Below are 21,758 nucleotides of genomic sequence, written 5' to 3'. Positions count from 1 at the left end.
ACGCGGCTGGACATGATAGCGGTATCGACTTACGTTCCCGCCTTACGAGCAGGGCAGGCATCGGGCGAAGGCGCCGGTGGATCGACCCGATGCCGTGGCGGAGGGAGAGAGATGACGGGGCTCATCACCGATCGAAGTCGCGCATCGCGGGGATCGCTTGTGCACTGGGCATGCGTGCCGTTGCTGGCAGGCCTGTCGCCCGGCACGGCGGCGGAGCCCTTGGCGACGCCGGGTTCGAACGCAATCACCGCCGTGGCGGATCCCCAGACTGCGGCCAGACCGATACCACCCGCGCTGGCGCCATATTTCACGGCGGTGTCGAACGCGGCGACGACGCCCGACCGCGACGGCTTTCTGCGCCGCTGGTTATTGCTCGAACCGATCGCGAAACCCAATCGCACGAACACCGGCTTTACCGCCACCTATGTCCGGCAGGCCTTGACCGCATCTTTGCCAGGGTCGCCGGCCGCAATCCCGAGGGACGGGCAGGTCGAAAAGGCCGCCGCTCCACTGCGCTGGCATGCACTTGGTTCAAAGGGGTTCGACGTCAAGCTGTTCGACTTCGCCAAGGCACTGGGGGCGCCGACCTATGGCGTGATATTCTGGGCGGTGACGATCGTCGACAGCCCCCGCGAGCAGCGCGACGTCCGCCTGGCGGTCGGTTCGAATGCGGCATCGATCTGGTGGCTGAACGGCACCGAGGCGGTCGGGCTGTTCAACGACCGTCGCATGGTGATGGACGACGTGCTGTCGGATCGCCTGACGCTGCGCAAGGGACGCAACGTCATCCGCGGCGCGGTGATCAACGGCCCCGGGCTGAGCAGCTTCTGCGTCCGCTTCGTCGACGAAGCCGGCCGTCCGATCACCGATCTGACGACCCATGTTCGATAGCCCCCGTCGCGCTACCGCGGATCGGCAACAGGGAGGGACCCGGATGCGGTGTGGACTGATCGCGGTGTGCCTGGGGTTTGCGGGCGCAGCGCCCGCCGCCGCGCAACTGGCGGGCGAACCCTTCATTCACGATCCCTCGACCGTCACGCTGTCGGACGGGAAATATTACACGTTCGGCACCCGCGGCGGCGGGCTGGTGTCCGACGACGGCTGGACCTGGCGTGGCGGCCCCGAGCGGCCGGGCGGCGGGGTGGCGCCCGACGTCATCCAGATCGGCGACCGCTATTACGTCGCCTATGCGGTCGGCGGCGGGGGCATGGGGGGCGGCCACGCCAGCCAGGTCAAGATGATGTGGACGCTGTCGCTCGATCCCGCATCGCCGCGCTTCAAGTTCCACGACATCGGCGTCGTCGCGTCGAGCGACGGGGTCGAGACCGCGGATGCGATCGATCCTGCGTTTCTCTACGCCAAGGGCCGGCTGTGGCTGACCTACGGCACCTATTTCGGCCCGATCCGGATGATCGAACTCGACCCGAAGACGGGACTGCGCATGGCGGGCAACGTGCCCGTCGACGTGGCGATCGACATGGAGGCCACCGCGATGCTGTATCGCGACGGCTATTATTATCTGCTGGGCACGCATGGCACGTGCTGCGACGGGCCCAATTCGACCTATCATATCCGCGTAGGCCGCTCCCGCAGCCCGCTTGGCCCGTATGTCGATCATATGGGGATCCCGCTGTTGCGGGGCGGCGGCAAGATGGTCGTCAGCGCGCGCGGCCGCCGCATCGGACCGGGGCATTTCGGACGGATCGCGCTCGCCGGCGGGGTCGAGAAACTGTCGCTGCATTATGAAGCCGACATGGATCGCAGCGGTCGGAGCGTCCTTGCGATCGAACCCCTGCGGTGGACGGACGGCTGGCCGGTCGTGGGCGAGACGGTGGCGCCAGGCACCTATGAGATCGCCTCCGAGCGCAGCGGCTATGCCCTGAGTCTGGCGACCGATATCGTCCGCATTCCGTTCGACGTCCGCCGCAGTTTCATGGCCGCCGCGACCGATCCGGTCGGGCCGATCCCCGACCAGACGCTGGCACAGGATGCTGCCGACTGGCCACGCGGGCGGATCCGGGTGGATCTGGCGGACTATCTGGTGCGGCCGCATCAGTTGTGGACGATTACGCCGGTGCCCGCGGCGGGGGGCTATTTCGGCGCCCCCTATTACCGGATCGCGATCGCAGGCACGTCGCGCATGCTCGCCGCCACCCCGAACGGGGAGGTCGAGACGATCACCGCCGCCACCGCAGGCGCCGAGCCCATATGGCAGATCGATCAGCTCACCGACGGCAGTTACCGGATCAAACCGAAAGCCGTGCCGGGCGACGAGCGCGATCTGGCGCTGGTCGCGATCGGTGCGAGCACGCCGACGCTTGCGGCATTCGATCCGGCAAGCCCGGCGGGACGGTGGACGTTCAAGCGCCCCTGACACGGCCGTCGGTCGCCGAGCGGAGTTGACGGATGCGTAGAGTCGACTACTCCTACTATTAACTTCAAAAGACGGGGCCTCGCCAAGGGGCCGAAAGGGAGAGCATGAACCGGATCAGTCCTCGCCTCGCACGGTCGTGCGCCATCCGCCCTCGTCGCGTGGGACGCATCACCGCCGCGTCGCTGCTCGCGCCGCTGATCCTTGCCGGCACGGCGCTCTCCGGCGGCGCCGCAGCGCAGACCCTGTCGGCGGAGACGGCCAGTGCGACATTGCAGGCCGACAAGCCCGGCCCACAGATCCACCGCGACGTGTTCGGGCAGTTTGCCGAGCATCTCGGTCATGGCATCTATGGCGGCATCTGGGTCGGCAAGAACTCGCGAATTCCCAATGACGGCGGCTATCGGCGCGACGTGCTCGCGGCGATGAAGGCGATCAACGTGCCGATGGTGCGCTGGCCCGGTGGCTGTTTTGCCGACGAATATCACTGGCGTGACGGGATCGGCGCGACCAAGGCGCGGCCGACCAAGGTCAATACCAACTGGGGCGGCGTCAACGAGGATAACAGCTTCGGCACGCACGAATATTTCGGGCTGATGGACCGGCTGGGCGGCAGCACCTATGTCTCGGCCAATGTCGGCAGCGCGCCGCCTGCCGAGACCGCGCAATGGGTCGAATACATGACCGCGCCGCAGGGTACCACGGTGCTGGCCAAGGAGCGCGAGCGCAACGGTCACGCCGCGCCGTGGAAGATCCAGTATCTCGGCATCGGCAACGAACTATGGGGCTGCGGCGGCAACATGCGTGCGGAATATGCCGCCGATCTGACCAACCGCTATGCCCAGTTCGCCAAGTCCGCCAACGGCCCGATGCTCAAGATCGCGAGCGGCCCGAGCGATTCCAACTATGAATGGACCGAGGCGATGATGCGCATCGCCGGCAAGAATATCGACGGGCTCGCGCTGCATTATTACACGCGTCCGCGCGACAAGAACTGGGCCGACAAGGGGCCAGCGCTGGGCTTTGCCGAGCGCGAATGGGCAAGCACCATGGCGCACACGCTGCAGATGGAGGAGTTCATCACCAAGCATTCGGCGATCATGGACAAATATGATCCCGCCAAGCGCGTGATGCTCGCGGTCGACGAATGGGGGACATGGTATGACCCGACGCCGGGCAGCAATCCGGGCTTTCTCGAGCAACAGAATTCGGTGCGCGATGCGGTCGTCGCGGGGCTTAACATCAACATCTTCGCGCGCCATGCCGACCGGGTGAAGATGGCGGCGATCGCGCAGATGGTGAACGTGCTGCAGGCGATGCTGCTGACCGACGGCGCCAGGATGGTGAAGACGCCGACCTATTGGGTGTTCGACCTGTACAAGCCGTGGCAGGGCGCGACGTCGTTGCCAATCACGCTGACCTCGCCTTGGTATCACAAGGACGAGGTGGCGGTGCCCGCGGTCAGCGCGTCCGCGGTGCGTGACGCGGCGGGGCAAGTGCATGTCGCGCTGGTCAACCTCGACCCCAATCGGGCGATGCCGGTCTCGGTCGCGATGACGGGGTTGCAGGCGACCCAGGCGAGCGGCCGGATCGTCACCGGTCCGACGATGGACGCGCATAACAGCTTCGATTCGCCGGATGCGGTGACCCCGCAGCCCTTTGCCGATGCCCGGATCGCGGGCGGGACGCTCAGCGTGACCGTCCCGGCAAAGTCGGTGCTGGTGCTCGATCTGCGCTGACCGGCCGGCCGGGCATGACGTGTTCGGCAGTGACGATGGATGGGGGATGCGATGCGGAGTCGTGGTGGAACGTGGCTGTTGGGTGCGGCGCTGGGGCTGGCATCGATCGGGAGTACGGGCGCGCAGGTGAAGACCCCGGCGCCCGCGGTCGTGGCAGGCGCGAAGGCCGTCACGGTCGAGCGCATCACCGTCCATTCCCCCGCCATCACCGGCAATCTGGAGGGGAATAGTCCCGACCGCGCGGTCATCGTCATCCTCCCGCCCGGCTACCGGACCAGTCCGGGCAAACGCTATCCCGTGGTCTATGCGCTGCACGGCTATTCGATCGGCGTGGAGCAATGGATCGGCGAGATCCATGTGCCGCAGACCATCGAGGGGGCGTTCGCCAGGGGCGTCCGCGAAATGATCGTCGTGCTGCCCGACAGCAAGACGGTGCACAACGGCTCCTTCTATTCGCGGTCAGTGACGGTGGGCGATTTCGAGCGCTTCGTCGCGCACGACCTGGTGGCCTATGTCGACGCACATTACCGGACGATCGCGGATCGGCGCAGTCGCGGCCTCGCGGGGCATTCGATGGGCGGCTATGGCACCGCACGGATCGGGATGAAGCATGCCGATATTTTCGGCGCGCTTTACATGATGAGCCCCTGCTGCCTGTCGACGCGCGCGCTGGGCACCCCCGATGCGGCGATCGAGGCCACGATCCGGGCGCTGAAGTCGCCTGCGGACGGCGCGACGCTGCCCTGGGGCGTACGGGCGCAACTCGCGACCGCCGCCGCCTGGTCGCCCAATCCCAAGGCCCCGCCGCTCTATCTCGACCTGCCGGTCAAGGACGGCCAGCCCCAGCCCGACGTGACCGCGCGCTGGGCCGCCAACGCCCCGCTCGCCATGCTCGACCAATATGCCGGCGACCTGCGCCGCTATGCCGCGATCGGGATCGACGTGGGCGACCGCGACGGATTGAAGGACGACGCGGTCAAATTCCACGAGGCGCTCGACCGCTACGGCATCGCCAACCGCTTCGCCCTCTATCCGGGCGATCATACCAGTGGCGTCGCGGGACGCGTGCAGGACCAGATGATGCCGTTCTTCGCGCGCGCGCTGGCGTTCGGCAAATGAAGGCGGGATCGGCAATCGCCGCAGCCCTGCTCTTCGCGACCGCGGCCTCGGCGCAGGTCTGGCGATCGGATCAGGGCGATGGCAGCTACCGCAACCCGGTGCTCTATGCGGACTATCCGGATCCCGACATCATCCGCGTCGGCCGCGACTATTATTTCGCGTCGACGACCTTTGCGAACACGCCGGGGATTACGATCCTGCACAGTCGCGACCTGGTGAACTGGACGATCACGTCGCATCTGGTGGCGCGTCTCGAGGGTCGGCCGCAATATGACCTGGTCGGCGGCAATGCCTATCGCAAGGGGCTCTATGCCTCGAGCCTGCGCTATCACGCGGGCACCTATTATCTGGCGAACACGCCGGTCGGGCAGAATACGCGAATCTGGTATGCCAGCGACGTGCGCGGCCCGTGGCGCTACCATGAGCTCGATCGCCAGGCGTTCGATCCCGGCCTGTTCATCGAGCCCGACGGCCGCGCCTATCTCGCCACCGCGAGCACCGCCGACGGGACGATCACGCTACTGACGCTAGACCGTGCGCTCGCGCACGTCACGGCATCACGCAAGATCCATTATATCAAGGGGGCCGAAGGGTCGAAGCTGCTGCGGCGTGGCGATTATTACTATCTGTTCAACGCGCTGCCGCCCCGGCTCGCGCTCTCCGTATCGCGGTCGCACAGCCTGTTCGGGCCGTGGGAAACCCGCGACCAGATCGACGACACGACCGGTGGGCATCAGGGTGCGCTGGTCGATCTGCCGGACGGGCGCTGGTTCGGGTTCGTGATGGAGGATAGCGGCGCGATCGGGCGGATGACCAATATCAGCCCGGTCTTCTGGCGCGACGACTGGCCGATCTGGGGGACGCCCGCCGTGCCAGGCCGCGTGCCGCGTCAGGCGGCCAAGCCGATCGCGGGCCATCGCTTTGCCGAGCCCGCGACGTCGGACGATTTCGGCGGGCGGCGGCTCGGGCTGCAATGGCAGTGGAACCATAATCCCGACCCGGACCGCTGGTCGCTTGCCGCACGCCCCGGCTGGCTGCGATTGCGCCCGACCGTGGCGGAACGCTTCTGGTCCGCGCGCAACACGCTGACGCAAAAGGGGCAGGGGCCCGCGAGCCGCGGCGAGGTGAAGCTGGATATCGGCCATCTGGCGCCCGGCGATCGCTGCGGTTTCGGCACGCTGGGACAGATCAGCGCGAACCTGACCGTGACGCGCGACGCGAACCGCCGGGCACGGGTCGCGATGGAAGTGACGACCGACCGGGTCGAGGGCGCGCAGACCGAAACGCGTGCCACCACCGACCTGCCGCAGGGTAATACACTGTGGCTGCGCACCGACATGGATTTCACGACGAGCCGGGGCCGGGTCGCCTATAGCGCGGACGGTGTTCGCTGGACCGGGCTCGGCGGTGACTTCCCGCTCGCCTTCGCATGGCAGACGGGCACGTTCCAAGGTGAGCAGTTCGCGCTGTTCTGCTACGCGCCCGCCCGCAGCGAGGGCTGGATCGACATCGACAGCTTCCGCCTTTCGCGACTGACACCGTCGGGCGGCGCGCCACGATAGGCGAAGGCCGGTCGCAGCCTATCGCAGCAGCGCCGCCTCCGCCCAGGCGACGGGCTGCGTCGCGGTCGAGGTGCTGCCGCGGGCGACGAGTTCGACGATCCGCACGCCCTTGATGTCCGCGCGCAGCGGCGCGGCGGCCATGCCGAACGCCATCGCCGGGGAGGTCGCGAGCAGGCGCCCGTCGCCCCAGACCTCGAACGTGATCGTGCCTGCCTTGGGGGTGCCAGAATCGTTGACGCCGACCTTCGTTGCGAAGCGCGTGAACCCGGCGTTGCGCACCTCGAGACGCGACTGGCCGAGCACGCCGAGCCCCGTGTCGAAGTCCGTCCCGGCGATCCGCAGCAGCTTGCCATAGGGGGCCCGGTCCGCCTCGGCCCCGCCCCAGCCGCCATATTGCGGATGCTCGCCAGGCCCGTGCGTGCCGATCCAGGGGGTGATCGAATGGTGGATGGTTGGATCGGCCTGGGGCGACGCCACCCCGTCGACCGCCGGATTGACGCGTCCGGTCTGCTCGGAAAGATAGAGCCCGTCGGCAAGGCGCCGTATGCCCGCGGCGCGGAACACGCGCGTCTCGTGCGGGGCCAGCGACAGGGCCATATCCTTGCGGAAGCTGCTGTCCGCCTTGCTCCACAGGTCGCGCAACCGGACATCGGTATCGGGGCGCAGCTTGAGATGCTCGGCGGTCAGCGTTGCCTTGGCGGGCTGCGCGGTCCGGTTGACGACCGCGACGCCCTTGCTGCCGTCGGCCAGCGTCTTGACGAGGATCTGCACCTCGTCCGAGTCATAGGCGAGCACCGCCTGGTTGCCGGCCGGGTCCTGGTTCAGCGCGACGATGTCGGCATTGCCGAAGATCGCGAGCAGATCGGGCGTCAGCTTGCGCAGGTCATAGCCGATGATCAGCGGCGAGGTCAGCATCGCCCAGAGCGTGAAATGCGCCCGCGCCTCGACGAGATGGCTGCGATCGAAATCGCCCGACCCGACGAACAGCATGTCGGCGTCGTTCCACGACCCGGGATGCGCATAGAGCGCACGGTGCGTCACGGTGTCCATGTTGGTCAGCATGCGCGGCCAGAGCGGCTGGATGTCGTCGCTGGTGCGCGAGGTGTTGCCGACGTCCTTGCCCCAGGCGCGCACGTCGCCCGCGCCCCAGAGACACAGCGAATAGACATAGGGCCGTCCCGCCGCCTCGGCGCGGATCGCCGCCCCGACATCTTCGTAGAGACGGCGGATACCCGCGACGTCGGACTGACCAAGCGACTGCATGTCGACCAGCGGCGGCAGCGCGCGATACATGCCCGATCGCACGCGCGGCGCGTCCGCGGGCAGCCCCCGGATACCGCAGGCATCGACCTTGATGAAATCGAAATTCCAGTCGCGGAAATAGGTCTTCATGTCCTGATCGACATGGCCGTAGAGCCCGACTTCGCGTTCGGCGACGCTGCCTTCGGGCTGGTTCTTGAAATCCGGGGTGTAGATCTGGCCGCAGCTGTTGCGGCCGATGTCCGAATAGATCCCGGCCTTCAGCCCCATCGCGTGGAGCCGGTCGGTGAGCGGGCGGAAGCTGGTGTCGGCGCCGGTCGCCGCAGACGGGAAATGGCTGGTGCGGATGATCATCCGCCCGTCGGGCTGGCGGCGCTTCAGCCACCAGCCATCGTCGATATTGACGTAGCGATAGCCGAGTGTTGCCAGCTTCGTGTCGACCAGCGCCTGCGCGGAGGCGAGCACCTTCTCCTCGTCGACATCGCTGTTGAACGCGTTCCACGAATTCCAGCCCATCGGCGGGACGGGGGCGTGGCCATCCGCGTTCGCGCTCCACCGGCCGGTCGCCGCAAGCGGATCGCGCGGGGCGGCGTAGGCGGGCGAGGCGGGGGCACCGGCGAATGCGAGCGCGGTGCCGAGCAGCAGGGCCGAGCGGGCGATCATAGTGGCAACGCCGCGGAGGCGCGCGTGGTGAAGCTTGTCGTCGCGCCCGGAACGCCGGTGCCGGGCTGGCCCGACCCCAGCGTCACGCGGTACGTGCCGGCAGCGACTGATCGCGTGCCGTCGAGCGCGACCGAACTCAGGTCGCGCGGCGACAGGTCGAAGCTGAGCATGCGGGCTTCTCCGGGGTTGAGGTCGACGCGGCGAAATCCGCGCAGTGCGATCCGCGGCGTGCCGGGCCGGTCGGGGAAATCGAGGTAGAGCTGCGCGACTTCGGCGCCTGCGCGCTTGCCGATATTGCGGAGCCGCGCGGTGACACGGATGCCGGTCTCCGCGCCGCCCGGCGCAGGTTCGACCCGGATCGCGTCATAGGCGAAGCGCGTGTAGCTGAGCCCCGCCCCGAACGGATAGACCGGCGTGCCGGTGAAATAGCGATAGGTACGTCCGGCCATCGCATAGTCGCCGAACGGCGGCAGATCCGCGACGCTGCGGTAGAAGGTCAGCGGCAGCCGGCCCGACGGATTGGTCCGGCCGGTCAGGATATTCGCCGCGGCGAGCCCGCCCTGTTCGCCCGGATACCAGGCCTCGAGGATGGCGGCGGCATGATCCCTGGCCCAGGCGAGATTGATCGGGCTGCCGTTCATCGCGACCAGCACGATCGGCTTGCCCGCGGCGCGTGCCTGTTCGAGCATCGCGATCTGGTCGGCGGGAAGGTCGAGCGTGGTCTTGTCGCCGCCGGCAAAGCCCGGAACGCTGACGCCGGTTTCCTCGGCTTCGAGATCGGATGTGAGGCCGACGACCGCGACGACGATGTCGGCGGCCGCAGCGGCGCGTTTCAGCGCGGCGGTCGGATCGTCCGATACGCGTTTCCAGACGAGATCGCCGCCACCGCCGTCGATCTCGATGCGGTAGCGTCGCCCGGCGGTGAGCGTGAGCGTCTTCATTCCGGGCAGATCGTTCCAGCGGGCCTTGCGACGGTCCGACACGACCACCCCGTCGACTTCCAGCACGCCGCCCGCGCCCGACAGGCCGAGGCGATAGCTGCCGGTTTCGGGGGGGATGAGGAATCCGGTCCGGATTGTACGGTGCACTTCGGCGACCCCGGCCAGCGCGAGCTGACGGTCGCCGACATCGGGTTCGATCCGGGTCACGACGGGGGTGTCCCGATAGCGCACCGCCGCGACGATCGCGTCGCGCGTGCCGGGGGCAAAAGCGATCGGCAGCGGAGTGACCGGGTTGTAATAGCGCGCGAGCACGCCCGGCTTGCCGTCGGGGGTCTGCAGCGCGGTGGTCGGAACGCGGTCGCCGTCGGTGACTGATTCGCCGAACGGGACCAGCGTGATCCGCTCGGCGCCGAGCGTCGTGCGCAGACCTTCGAGGATCGAGACCGGCGGTCCCGACAAGGGCGATGCGTAATTGCCGCGCAACACGCGTGTCGCGTCGCCCAGCGGCCCGATCACCGCGACCTTCGTCCCGGCGCGCAGCGGCAGGACGCCGTCATTCTTCAGCAATACCATCGACCGTTCGGCTGCAGTCAGCGCGAGCCGGCGATGTTCGGCGGCTCCGACCGCGTCGACCGGTACCGCCGCGGGCGCGCCGGCCAGACCGGGCAGATCGCCAGTGCGGTAGCGCGCCGCGAACAGGCGGACGAGGCTGCGATCGATATCGGCCTGGGTGACGAGGTCGTGCTGCAACGCGGTGCGATAGCGGGCGTCGAGCCCCGCCGTGTCGCTCAGCGTATCGCCGCTGCATTCATTGTCGACACCCGCGCGCAGCGCCGCGGCGACCGCGGCCGCGCCGTCAGGGGCATATTTGTGGTTGTCGGCAATGTCCTTCACCGCGTCGCAATCGGACACGACATAGCCCGAAAACCCCCAGGCGCCGCGCAGATGCGTCTTGAGCAGCGGGTCACTGGCACAGGCGGGCTGGCCATCGATGCGGTTATAGGCGCACATGACCGACCCCGCCTGTCCGTCGACGATTGCCGCGCGGAACGCCGGCAGGAACGTATCCTCAAGGTCGTGCGCGGAGACATAGACATTGGCTTGGTGTCGCGTGGCTTCCGGCCCGCTGTGGACGGCGAAATGCTTCGGCGTGGCGATGACGTGCGGGCGCTCGGGATCGGGGCCCTGCAGGCCACGGACGAAGGCGACGCCCATCGCGGCGGTCAGGACTGGATCCTCGCCATAGGTTTCCTGGCCGCGCCCCCAGCGCGGATCGCGGAAGATGTTGATGTTGGGGGACCAGCTGTCGAGCCCGGTGCCGATATGCCCGACCCGCCCGGTTTCGCGCGCCAGCGTGTGGAGCCCGCGGACCTCGGTGCTGATTGCGCCTGCCACCGCCTGGACGAGCGGCGCATCGAAGCTGGCGGCCAGACCGATCGGCTCGGGAAAATTGGTCGTCGCGATCGGCCCCAGCGCGCCGTGGAGCGATTCCGTCCACCAGTTATAGGCCGGAATGTCGAGCCGCGGGATTGCGGGCGCGACGTTGAGCAGTTGCGGCAGCTTCTCGTCCGCGCGCAGCTGCGCGACGAGCGCGGTTGCCATGACCGTGGCCTGGTCGGGCGCGGTCGGGCTGGTCTGCGCAGCGACCGGGGCCGCGACGAGCGCGATTGCAAGCGCAAGCGACGGGCCGATCGCCGCGCGCCGGGTGGGCATCATAGTCGTGCGCATCATCGTATTCCCCATGGTCGCAGGATGCCGCAGCGGTCGCATCACGATATCGGTGTTTCGAACGGGCCAACGGGCAGCCCCGCATCGTCGACCAGGTTGATCGCGGGCGCGTCCGACCAGGCATAGCGGACCCGCGTGACGGGCTGGCCGTCGCCGGGCAGCGTCACCTGCGAGCCGACGACCGTGCCGGATGCGTAGCGACAGCTTGCGGCGGCGGCACCGCACAGCTCGAACCCGATCGCCTCGCGTGCGCTCTTTGCGTGCAGCGCGCCGGTCACGCCGGAAAAGTCGAGCGCGACGCCACCACCGGCGGCACGCTGCGCACGGGCGAGGGCCGGGCCCGAGGGTGCGATCCGTTCGCCATAGACCGTCGCCCGCATGACCTGGGCAAGGCGTTGCCCCACCGCATGTTTTTCACCCGGATGGATGTCGAGCGCATCGCCGATGTCGAGCGTGACCGCGACGCCGGCGTGGCGATCCGCGGCGGCGACGCGACGTTGTGCATCGCGCACGGTGGCCCAGCCGCTCTCGCCTGGCGCAAAGGACGGTGCGCCGTAGCCAGCGAGCTGGGCGATGGCGAAGCCGGCCTGCGGGCTGCCGAGACGCGTGCGCCAGTCGGCGATCAGCGCGGTGAGACGCTGATCATAGCCCGGTATGCCGGTGTCGGACTCGCCCTGATACCAGGCGATCCCGGCGACGCGCGTCCGACCGAGCGGCGCGATCATCGCATTGTAGAGCGTCCCGGCGCCGTTGATGTCGTCCCACGGCACCCGGGGGGCGGAACCCGCGATCCGCTGTGCCTTCGCATAGCGCCAGCCGTCGCCGAGCGGCACGCTGCTCCCGTCCCCGAAGGTGATCCGCATCGTGTCCGCAGGACCGGTCATCCCGCCATAGGCATAGACGTCGTCGTCGTTGACGGTGATGACGTTGCGCCCGGCCTTCAGCGTGCCGACGGGCAGCGCATAGACGCGCGATTGTGCGGCGAGGCTGCTGCCACCGACACCGACTCCGTTCACCCAGGTCCGGTCGGCATCGTCGATCGTCCCCAGCACGAGCGTGGCGGGACCGCGCGCCTGTTCGGCGGTGATCTCGACGCTGCGCTGATACCACAGCATGCCGTTGTAGCTGGCGAGGTCGGCGATGCCCCAGGTCTCGAAATTGGTCATCGCGGGCACCGCCTGCCAGTCGAGCGCTGCGCCGGGCCGCCACGGCTCGCGGCCGACGGCGTCGCCCGATCCGGTCCGCCACCATGTCTCCCACAGCGTCATCGCACGCCGGTTCGCCGCCGCGAAATCGCGCGCATAGAGCGCCAGCAGATCCGCCTGGTCGCCGAGCCCCGCCTGCCGCAGCGCGGGATCGCTCATCCACGCGCTGATCCGCGACCCGCCCCAGCTCGAATGGATCGCGCCGATCGGTACGGCCGCGCTCCGCCGGAGCGCCTGCGCCATATAGAAGCAGGCCGCGGAGAAGGCGGGCTGGCTCGTCGGGCCGGCGACGGTCCAGCGCACCGCATCGTCGAGCCGCGCGACGGGCGTCGCGGCGGCGCGCTTCGGGATGGTCAGCAGGCGCAGGCTGGGGTCGACGGGTGCATGCGCGTCGGGGATCAGGTCCTGCGCCTCGCTGACCGCCAGTTCCATGTTGCTCTGGCCGGAGCAGAGATAGACATCGCCGATCAACACATCGTGCAGCACCGCCGCACCGCTCTGCGCCGCGATCGTCAGATCATAGGGACCGCCGGCGTCGAGCGCGGGCAGCTCCGCGGCGAAGCGGCCGGCCCGGTCCGCCTTTGCCGTGACCGAACGCCCCGCGAGCGTAATCATCACCGTCTCCCCCGCCGCGGCGTCGCCGGACAGCGCGATCGGCTGACCCCGCTGGATCACCGCGTGATCGGTCAGCACGCCGTCGAGGCGCGGGGCGGCCAGCGCGGCGGACGCGCTGCTGGCGAGAAGGACGGCGAAGGCGAGACGCACGGGCAGGCGTTGCATGATTCGATGGATCCTCTGGCAGGTCAGACGGGCTGGAGCCCGGAGCGAACGAAACGGTGGATACGATCGCGGTGGTGAGGCGGGCTGGCCACCAGACGGTGTGTCGGGGCGTCGTTTTCGATCGAGCCGGGCATCACCGCCGTGCGTGCGCAGAGGCTGACGACTATGTCGTTACCCGCCCCGTCTATTGCGGGCAGGGGTAGCGTGTTGCTCTGAATGGCAATGTCTTGCGCGAAGGCGGGCAGCGCGCAGGTCAGCGCGGCAACGCTGATCACGTGCGCGATTGCAGGGCCACGGCGGGCGAGCGTCGGGTTTCGGGCCGCAACGGTGGAAGCAGCAGACGTCGTCGAGCCCATCCTTGCCTCCCCTCATGGGTCGCATTGCCTCATCGTGCGTGAGGCATGGGCGACCGAATTGCATGTCTCCGACTTCAGAAGGAGATGTGCAATTTAGCATCTGCGATAGCGCTCACACTAGCCCGGATGTCGGGCTTTGCAAGTATTTGTCCGAGTGAAGTCAAAACGGCTCACAAATGCCGGAGCGCCATGCGATCTGGAGCATGATTGACAAGCCTATGGGCTGAATGGCCGCCCGGGCGAGGCTGGACCATGAACGGCATGATGCGGCGGCTGAACGCGCGTGGGCGCCTGCCGCAACATACGGTTCGGCGTTGCAATATCAGAGGAAAAATGGTGCCCGGAGACGGGGTCGAACCGCCGACACTGCGATTTTCAGTCGCATGCTCTACCAACTGAGCTATCCGGGCATCGTCCGATCGGGATCGGATGAAGGGCCGATCGTGCGATCGGAAGGGCGCGTTTAGTCGGGCTCTTCACCGCTGTCTAGCCCCGTTTGCGATATTGCGCGGCCGGGGATGCGATAGCCTTCGCCGAGCCATTGCAACAGGTCGCGGTCGCGGTGCCGGCTCGAGCAAAAGGGGGCGTAGTCGGGGACCGCGGGCTGGCCGCAGATCGGGCATTTCACGGCGGGCATCAGCGGCTCTCCAGATCGTGGACGACGCCCGTACGACGGGCGAGCGTCGCCAGCCAGTCGGGGTGCGCCATGAGGCGGGCATGGACCGCGGCGGGCAGCGCATGGCGCCGCGGGGCGGTCGGCGGGGTGCGCTCGAGCGTGCGCAACGCGGCGCGGGCGGCGGCGCCGACGGGATCGGCGCGGAGGATCTCGGGGATCGAGGCGCGGGCGCGCGGGCGGATGATCTGCAGGAAGCCGAAGCCGTTGACCGCGGTGCGCTCGAACGGGGGCGGCAGCGTCGCGTCGATCGCGGCGGCGACGGCGTTGCGCTGCGCCTTGCCGGCGATGGTGGGGAAGTCGACGCCGATCGAGCCGCCGATCCCGTGGCGGCGGATCGCGCGCGCGATGGCGTGCGCGGCGGCGACCGCCAGCGGGTCGAGCGGGGGGGCGCCGTCGACATCGAACAGCGTCATCGCAGGCGTCGGGGACAGCCGAAGCGCACCGAGCGGGAAGACGATCTCGCCGCTCATCGCCTCGTCGAGCAGTTCGGACCAGCCCGCGGCCTCCAGCGCGTCGGGCTCGTGCGCGCGCGGGGCGTGGATCGGCAGGCCGGTTGCGACGAGACGGTCGTACAGCGTCGGCGCGGCGCAGGGCGGACGATCGGTGGCGTTCGCCTTGGCGAGCTTGGCGCGGCCGGCCTCGGGCAGGGCCTCGCGGACGATCTCGACGGTCAGGCTGGCGCCCTGCGTGATGCCGGGCGGCAGATGGCTGACCAGCGCCTCGCCGCCGTCGAGCACAACGCGGCCGCGCCCGCCGCCCAGCGCCTCGACGAGACGTGCGCGTGCGACATGGCCGACGCGCAGCGCCACGTCGTCGCGCTCGATCAGTGCCTCGACGATCTGGTCATTCTCGACCAGCGCGGCGCGGTCTTCGCCGATGCCGGCTTCGTAGAGCCAGACGGGACCGGGTTCAGGCAAGCGCGAGGCCGGCGGTCTTCAGCAGCGCGCGGGTTTCGAAGAGCGGGAGCCCCACAACCCCCGAATGGCTGCCCGAGAGAAAGCGCACGAACGCCTCCGCGCGGCCCTGGATCGCATAGCCGCCCGCCTTGCCCAGCCCTTCGCCGCACGCGATGTAGTCGTCAATCTCGTCGCTCGACAGCGGCTTGAACGCGACGATCGTGTCGGCGAGGCGGGTGCGGACGGTGCCGGCGGCGTCGATCACGCAAACCGCGGACAGGCAGCGATGACGTCGCCCGGACAATTTGCCGAGCAGGTCGCGCTGGATGTCAGCCGTATCGGCGGGCGGCAGGATGCGGCGGCCGAGCGCGATGGTGGTATCGCCGGCGATGACGATCTCACCCGCGACGCGATCGACCGCGCATGCCTTCTCGACCGCGAGACGCAGCGCATAAGCGCGCGGCACTTCGGCCCGGTGCGGGCTTTCGTCGATATCGGGGGACGCCACGCGCGACGGCACGACGCCGAGCCGCGCCAGCAGGTCGCGGCGGCGGGGCGAGGAGGAGGCTAGGACGAGCACAATTGCCTCGATCTTGCTGCACGACCGCGGACGACCCGCGGCCAGCGCTTATTTGAAGCGGTAGGTGATGCGACCCTTGGTCAGATCATACGGGGTGAGCTCACACAGCACCTCGTCGCCGACCAGCACGCGGATGCGGTTCTTGCGCATCTTGCCGGCGGTGTGACCGAGAATCTCGTGGTCGTTTTCGAGCTGTACCCGGAACATCGCGTTGGGGAGGAGTTCCACCACGCGGCCGCGCATCTCGAGCAGTTCTTCCTTGGCCAAATATAATCTCTGAATTGGGGGAATTTCGGGACGAGCGCCCTTACCGCAGGTTCGCGAAAAAGGAAAGCACGCCCGAAAGGCGCGCATGGCCCTTATGCCCATACGCGCCCGTCAGACCTGGATGTCGGTGCTCGCCGCGTCCGAAACAAGGGCGCGTCACAGCAGCCCGGGCTGTGTGCCCGTGGCTTCGCGCGCGGCGCGGCGGAAGGCGGCGCGGTCGACATTGGGGATCCGCGGCCGCTTGCCCTGGAACAGGTCGGCGAGCGTCAGGATCTGAAGTCGCGGGAACGTCTCGTCGACGCCCGCGCGATAGATGCCGACCGCAGCGGCGCGGCGCTCCATCTCGCGCGTGGGCCTGGCGTTCATGATCAGCACGCCGATCGGCGCCTTTTCGCGCGCGATCGTCGCGGCGAGCGTCTCGACCATCGTCACATCGGGATTGAGCCCACCCTTGACCGAGACGATCGCACGGTGCGTGACCATCTTCCCCGCAGCGACATCGTGATCGTTGAAATAGATGAGCCCGTCGATCCCGCCATCCGCGCCCTTCTTGCGGCCGCCAAAAGGGAGCGCATCGACCAGCGACACCGCCCACCACTGAAACTGGTATTTGTCGCGCAGCGCCAGATCGCGTGCGGAGGCGAGGTCCTTGGGGGTGCCTTCGATCGTGAAGGTGACGCGGGGAAACGCGTCCTTCATGCGTTTTTCGATCAGCGAAATGGCGAGATGCGTGATGTCGATCCCGATCCATTGCCGGCCCATTTTCTGCGCGGCATGGACCGCCGTGCCGCAGCCACAGAACGGATCGAGCACCACGTCGCCTTCGTTCGACGACGCGCCGATGATGCGTTCGAGCAGGGCCACCGGCTTCTGGGTCGGATAGCCGAGACGCTCCCGCGACACCGGGGCGATGATAGGAATGTCCCATACGTCGTTCATCGCGACGCCTGGCGACGTGCCGCTTTCCTGCGTGGGATTGCGGGTTCCGTCGGGAGCGAAGGTCACTTTCTGCATCGCCCCGCGCCAACGTTTGATCGAACTCGCCGACGGGGGCATCGTCAGAACGTTGAACAGATTGCCCGTTTCGGTCTTACTGTAGAACAGCAGGCAGTCGTGCATCCGTTGAAAGCGGTGGGAGACCGTCGGCCAGCGCCGATAGCTCCAGATGATCTCGTTCTGAAACTGCCGTTTGCCGAACGTCGCGTCGAGAAGTTTCAGATAGTGGCTCGCGGTCGGGTCGCAGTGGAGATAGAGGCTGCCGGTCGGTTTCAGGACGCGGTGCAGTTCGAGCAGCCGGACCGCCATCATCGCCAGATACGCCATCATGTCGTTGTCGCCGAGAAACCCGCGCATCGCGTTGAGCAGGTCGAACGCCTTGGTGTTGCCGCTGCGCGCGACCTGGTCGAAGGCCTCCTCGGCGCTGTCATTCCAGTGCCAGCTGTCCTCGAACGCCTCGATCTGCGCGTTCGAGGCGCGGCCGTCGGGTTCCTTGAACAGGATGCCGTAGGTCGCGTTCGAATTGAACGGCGGGTCGAGATAGATCAGGTCGACGCTCTCGTCGGCGATCTCCTTGCGGAGGACGGCGAGATTGTCGCCATAGAAGAGGTGGTTTTCGGGGCGGTTGCGCATCGGGGCAGGATGCGGGGGCGCAAGCCGGTCCGTCCAAGCCAGATGCATCCGCGGGACGGTCTATCGGGTCCGTTACGGCGGTATCGGCGGGGGAATGTTACGGAGGGGGCAACGCCTGCCGCCCCCTCCGTCAGGCTGCGCCTGCCACCTCCCCCTTGCGGGGGAGGATCGTCGAGTCAGCCCACCCCGCCGCCGGCCAGCGCGGCGAGCAGCAGCAGCGCGACGATGTTGGTGATCTTGATCATCGGGTTCACCGCGGGGCCCGCGGTGTCCTTGTAGGGATCGCCGACGGTGTCGCCGGTCACCGCGGCCTTGTGCGCCTCGGATCCCTTGCCGCCGTGATTGCCGTCCTCGATATATTTCTTGGCATTGTCCCAGGCGCCGCCGCCGCTCGTCATCGAGATCGCGACGAACAGCCCCGAGACGATCACGCCGAGCAGCATCGCGCCGAGCGCGGCGAAGCCCGAGGCCTGGCCGGCGACCGCGGTGATGATGAAATAGACCGCGATCGGCGACAGCACCGGCAGCAGCGAGGGCACGATCATCTCGCGGATCGCCGCCTTCGTCACGAGATCGACGGTGCGCGCATAATTGGGGCGGCTGGTGCCGAGCATGATGCCGGGATTGTCGCGGAACTGCGCGCGGACCTCCTCGACGACCGCGCCCGCCGCGCGACCGACCGCGGTCATCCCGAACGCGCCGAACAGATAGGGGAGCAGCGCGCCGAGCAGCAGCCCGACGATGACATACGGATTGCTGAGGCTGAAATCGACCGTGACCTGCGGGAAATAGGTTGCGAGGTCAGTGGTATAGGCGCCGAACAGGACGAGCGCGGCGAGCCCGGCCGAGCCGATCGCATAGCCCTTGGTCACCGCCTTGGTGGTGTTGCCGACCGCGTCGAGCGCATCGGTCTTTTGTCGGACGTCGTCGGGCAGGCCCGCCATCTCGGCGATCCCGCCGGCATTGTCGGTGACCGGGCCGTACGCGTCGAGCGCGACGACCATGCCCGCCTGGGCGAGCATCGCGGTGGCGGCAAAGGCGATGCCGATGATCCCGGCGAGCTGGTAGGCGACGATCACCGCGACGACGATGACAAGGGTGGGCAGCGCGGTCGATTCGAGGCTGATCGCAAGGCCCTGGATGACGTTGGTGCCGTGGCCGGTCTCGGATGCCTTGGCGATCGACTGGACCGGGCGGTGGTTGGTGCCGGTATAATATTCGGTGATCCACACGATCAGCCCGGTGACGACCAGCCCGATCATCATCGACCAGAACAGGTCCATGCCGGTGAAGCTCTGCGTCAGCGAGGGCGCGGCCCGGGTGGTCAGGTCGTCGGTCGCGGGATCGAGATAGCCCGCGCCGCCGATCACGCGGTGGAGGTCGCCGAGCACGTACTGCGTGGCGAGGTAGATGGCGGGAATCGACAGGATCGTCGAGGTGAAGAAGCCCTTGTAGAGCGCGCCCATGATGCTGCCGCCGCCGAGCCGGACCATGTAGGTGCCGATGATCGAGGTGACGATGCACACGCCGCCGACCAGCAGCGGGAGCGTCATCAGACGCATCAGCTCGGCGCCGCTCGCCTGGATCAGCAGCGCGATCGAGATCATCGTGACGCCCAGGGTGACGACGTACGTCTCGAACAGGTCGGCGGCCATGCCGGCGCAATCGCCGACATTGTCGCCGACATTATCGGCGATGACCGCGGGGTTGCGGGGGTCGTCCTCGGGAATGCCCGCTTCGACCTTGCCGACCAGATCCGCGCCGACGTCGGCTGCCTTGGTGAAGATGCCGCCGCCGAGCCGCGCGAAGATCGAGATCAGCGAGGCCCCGAAGGCGAGCGCGGTCAGTGCCTCGACGATGATCCGGTCGTTGGGCGCGTGACCCGCGGGACCGGTCAGGTACCAGAAGAAGGCGCTGATCGCGAGCAGCCCGAGCCCTGCGACGAGCATGCCGGTGACCGCGCCAGAGCGGAACGCCATGGTCAGCCCGGCCTGGAGCGAGGTGCGTGCGGCCTCTGCGGTGCGGACGTTCGCGCGGACCGAGATGTTCATGCCGACATAGCCCGCAACGCCCGACAGCACCGCGCCGATGACGAAGCCGATCGTCGAGATGACACCGAGCGTGGCGAGCAGGATGACGGCGACGATGACGCCGACGATCGCGATGGTCGTGTACTGGCGGCCGAGATAGGCCTTTGCGCCCTCCTGGATGGCGGCGGCGATGTCCTGCATCTTCGCGTTGCCGGGGGATGCGGCGAGCACCTGCCGACTGGTGACGAAGCCATATAGGACGGCGATGACGCCGCAGATCATGGCCAGATAGACGGTCGTCATACGGCACTATCCCTTTTTTCAGTTCCTCCCCGGTCTCGGCTTTGCCGAGTCCCGATTGGTCGAGCCTATCAGTGCGGGAACATTGCGCAAGTTATGCGGAGGGGCGGTGTTCGTAGCCAAGGCTGGCGGGCAGCGCGACCGGCTCGCCCGAGTTGTGGAGCGCCAGTCCGGCGCCGGGCGCGAAACTGCCGATCCGGGTGGCGTGGGTCACGAAGTCTTTCGGTGCGGCGAACAGCAGTTGATAATCGTCGCCTGCGGTCGCCGCCGCGATCCGATCGCCCGAAAAGGCGCGATAGGCGGGCGACAGCGGAATGCTGGCGAGGTCGATCGCCACCGCGAGCCCGCTCGCACGCGCCATTCGCCCGGCGTCGATCAGGAGGCCGTCGGACACGTCCATCATCGCATGGACGTGTGGCGCGAGGATGCGGCCGTCGGCGAGGCGGGGCTGCGGGCGCCGGTATGCGGCGAGCAGTTCGGGGGGGCCATCCTTGCCGCGCGCGATGGCGAGGCCAGCGCCCGCGTCGCCGATCGTGCCGGTGACGTAGAGCGCATCGCCCGCCTTCGCGCCGGCGCGGGTGGGGGCGGCGGCGTCGCTGCCGAAGGCGGTGACGGTGAGGATGCGGGGCGCACCTCGGGGGAGGGTGACCGTGTCGCCGCCGATCAGCCGCGTGTCATGGGCCGTAAGGATGTCGGCGAGGCCTTCGAGGAACGCGCGGTCCCATGCGTCGTCGCCGAGGGGGTAATTGAGCAGGATGCCCTCGGGGACCGCGCCCTTGGCGGCGAGATCGGAGAGGTTGGTCGCGACGAGCTTCCACGCGACATCCTGCGCGGGGTCGGTGGGGAGGAAATGCAGGCCCTCGACCAGCGTGTCGGTGGTGACGACGAGGGGCCCCGCATCGAGCAGCGCGGTGTCGTCGTTCAGGCCGCGCGCCGCGGGGTGGAGCGGGAGGCGGCGCAGCGCGGCGATGAACTCGGCTTCGGTCATGTCCTCCGCCAATACAGCAGCGTCATCCTGACGAAAGTCAGGACCCAGAGTAACGAACGCTCCGTCCTGTTACTCTGGGTCCTGGGTCAAGCCCAGGATGACGATAGATTACGCCCGGACCTCTTTCGCGATGCCGTCGAGCAGGCCGTTGACGAAGCCCGATTCGCGCTTGTCGTAAAAGGCGTGCGCGACGTCGACATATTCGCTGATCACCGCGGCGACCGGCACGTCCCTGCGCGCCAGCAGCTCGTAGGTGCCGACGCGGATGATCGCCTTCATCGGCTTGTCGAGGCGGGCGAGCGTCCAGCCCTTGGCGAGCTTGCCCTCGATCAGCAGGTCGATCTCGCCGCTGCGGGCATTCGCGCCAGTCACGAGGTCGTCGAAGAAATCGACGTCCGCCTCGGCATATTCGACGTCTTCGATCGTCGCGCCGAGCCGGTGCTGATGGAATTCATTGAGCAGGACGGGCATCGCGGTACCCTCCATCTCATGCTGGTAGGTCGCCTGGACGGCGGCGAGTCGCGCGGCGGCGCGTGCCTTGGTGCGGGGAGCGGTTCTGGACATAAGCGGTTGCCTGTACGCGCGGGGGGCTTGCGTGTCAGCCCTTCGCGTTTCTTACGCGTGGGGGGAGTGAAGAAGATTGGTTCGCGCGGAGGCGCGGAGGCGCG

At 68.1% G+C, this 21,758-nt stretch carries 17 protein-coding genes and 1 tRNA gene; 5 read left to right on the top strand and 13 right to left on the bottom strand.

The genetic code is table 11. The annotated features are described in order from the left end of the window. Window positions 1-111: 111 nt before the first annotated feature. The 5 genes from NEF64_RS17575 to NEF64_RS17555 all read left to right on the top strand — a co-directional run bounded on the left by NEF64_RS17575 (window position 112) and on the right by NEF64_RS17555 (window position 6,791). Window positions 112-891, top strand: a complete 780-nt coding sequence (locus NEF64_RS17575) for an acetylxylan esterase (RefSeq protein WP_200912209.1) — start codon at window positions 112-114, stop codon at window positions 889-891. Window positions 892-934: 43 nt separating this feature from the next. Then, window positions 935-2,374, top strand: a complete 1,440-nt coding sequence (locus NEF64_RS17570) for a family 43 glycosylhydrolase (protein ID WP_056408930.1) — start codon at window positions 935-937, stop codon at window positions 2,372-2,374. Window positions 2,375-2,478: 104 nt separating this feature from the next. After that, window positions 2,479-4,110 carry an alpha-N-arabinofuranosidase gene (locus NEF64_RS17565; protein WP_414711860.1) on the top strand — a complete coding sequence of 544 codons (1,632 nt, stop codon included), beginning with the start codon at window positions 2,479-2,481 and terminating at the stop codon, window positions 4,108-4,110. 51 nt (window positions 4,111-4,161) lie between these two features. Next, window positions 4,162-5,229 carry an alpha/beta hydrolase gene (locus NEF64_RS17560; RefSeq protein ID WP_031440985.1) on the top strand — a complete coding sequence of 356 codons (1,068 nt, stop codon included), beginning with the start codon at window positions 4,162-4,164 and terminating at the stop codon, window positions 5,227-5,229. Further along, window positions 5,226-6,791, top strand: coding sequence for a glycoside hydrolase family 43 protein (locus tag NEF64_RS17555; RefSeq protein WP_056408932.1), 1,566 nt, complete (start codon window positions 5,226-5,228; stop codon window positions 6,789-6,791). The genes NEF64_RS17560 and NEF64_RS17555 overlap by 4 nt, the downstream gene beginning before the upstream one ends. An 18-nt stretch (window positions 6,792-6,809) precedes the next feature. Here NEF64_RS17555 and NEF64_RS17550 read toward each other — a convergent pair whose 3' ends face one another. The 13 genes from NEF64_RS17550 to nusB form a co-directional block, all read right to left on the bottom strand. Next, complete coding sequence (locus tag NEF64_RS17550) at window positions 6,810-8,714, bottom strand: NPCBM/NEW2 domain-containing protein (protein WP_031395082.1); 1,905 nt, start codon at window positions 8,712-8,714, stop codon at window positions 6,810-6,812. Beyond that, window positions 8,711-11,383 carry a glycoside hydrolase family 3 C-terminal domain-containing protein gene (locus NEF64_RS17545; RefSeq protein ID WP_156360479.1) on the bottom strand — a complete coding sequence of 891 codons (2,673 nt, stop codon included), beginning with the start codon at window positions 11,381-11,383 and terminating at the stop codon, window positions 8,711-8,713. Before NEF64_RS17545 ends, NEF64_RS17550 begins: the two co-directional genes overlap by 4 nt. 41 nt (window positions 11,384-11,424) lie before the next feature. Continuing rightward, window positions 11,425-13,368, bottom strand: a complete 1,944-nt coding sequence (locus NEF64_RS17540) for a sialate O-acetylesterase (protein WP_056408934.1) — start codon at window positions 13,366-13,368, stop codon at window positions 11,425-11,427. A gap of 23 nt (window positions 13,369-13,391) precedes the next feature. Continuing rightward, on the bottom strand, window positions 13,392-13,724 hold the full coding sequence (locus NEF64_RS17535) for a hypothetical protein (RefSeq protein ID WP_056408936.1): 333 nt from the start codon (window positions 13,722-13,724) through the stop codon (window positions 13,392-13,394). Between the two features lie 334 nt (window positions 13,725-14,058). Beyond that, a tRNA-Phe gene (locus tag NEF64_RS17530) sits at window positions 14,059-14,134 on the bottom strand. Between the two features lie 53 nt (window positions 14,135-14,187). After that, a complete protein-coding gene (locus NEF64_RS17525) occupies window positions 14,188-14,361 on the bottom strand; it encodes a DNA gyrase inhibitor YacG (protein ID WP_081877796.1) in 174 nt (57 codons plus the stop codon). Continuing rightward, window positions 14,361-15,317 carry a ribonuclease gene (locus NEF64_RS17520; protein WP_056408938.1) on the bottom strand — a complete coding sequence of 319 codons (957 nt, stop codon included), beginning with the start codon at window positions 15,315-15,317 and terminating at the stop codon, window positions 14,361-14,363. The genes NEF64_RS17525 and NEF64_RS17520 overlap by 1 nt, the downstream gene beginning before the upstream one ends. Continuing rightward, window positions 15,310-15,879 carry a Maf family protein gene (locus NEF64_RS17515; protein WP_056408940.1) on the bottom strand — a complete coding sequence of 190 codons (570 nt, stop codon included), beginning with the start codon at window positions 15,877-15,879 and terminating at the stop codon, window positions 15,310-15,312. Before NEF64_RS17515 ends, NEF64_RS17520 begins: the two co-directional genes overlap by 8 nt. A 45-nt stretch (window positions 15,880-15,924) precedes the next feature. Further along, a complete protein-coding gene (gene infA, locus NEF64_RS17510; protein ID WP_031441079.1) occupies window positions 15,925-16,143 on the bottom strand; it encodes a translation initiation factor IF-1 in 219 nt (72 codons plus the stop codon). A 156-nt stretch (window positions 16,144-16,299) separates the two neighbouring features. Further along, window positions 16,300-17,772 (bottom strand): DNA methyltransferase, encoded by a 1,473-nt coding sequence (locus NEF64_RS17505; RefSeq protein WP_107045078.1) that lies wholly within the window; start codon window positions 17,770-17,772, stop codon window positions 16,300-16,302. Between the two features lie 176 nt (window positions 17,773-17,948). Beyond that, the gene (locus NEF64_RS17500; protein WP_031394171.1) at window positions 17,949-20,105 is read right to left on the bottom strand and encodes a sodium-translocating pyrophosphatase; all 2,157 of its coding nucleotides are present in this window, start codon (window positions 20,103-20,105) and stop codon (window positions 17,949-17,951) included. A 91-nt stretch (window positions 20,106-20,196) separates the two neighbouring features. Then, window positions 20,197-21,090, bottom strand: coding sequence for a thiamine-phosphate kinase (gene thiL / locus NEF64_RS17495; RefSeq protein WP_056408942.1), 894 nt, complete (start codon window positions 21,088-21,090; stop codon window positions 20,197-20,199). A 108-nt stretch (window positions 21,091-21,198) separates the two neighbouring features. Then, on the bottom strand, window positions 21,199-21,654 hold the full coding sequence (gene nusB, locus NEF64_RS17490) for a transcription antitermination factor NusB (protein ID WP_056408944.1): 456 nt from the start codon (window positions 21,652-21,654) through the stop codon (window positions 21,199-21,201). Between the last annotated feature and the right edge of the window lie 104 nt (window positions 21,655-21,758).

The organism is Sphingomonas aerolata (genome assembly GCF_023935825.1).
Classification (GTDB): domain Bacteria; phylum Pseudomonadota; class Alphaproteobacteria; order Sphingomonadales; family Sphingomonadaceae; genus Sphingomonas; species Sphingomonas aerolata.
The sequence above is the reverse complement of the archived record's forward strand: the minus strand, read 5'-3'. Positions and strand labels throughout refer to the sequence as shown.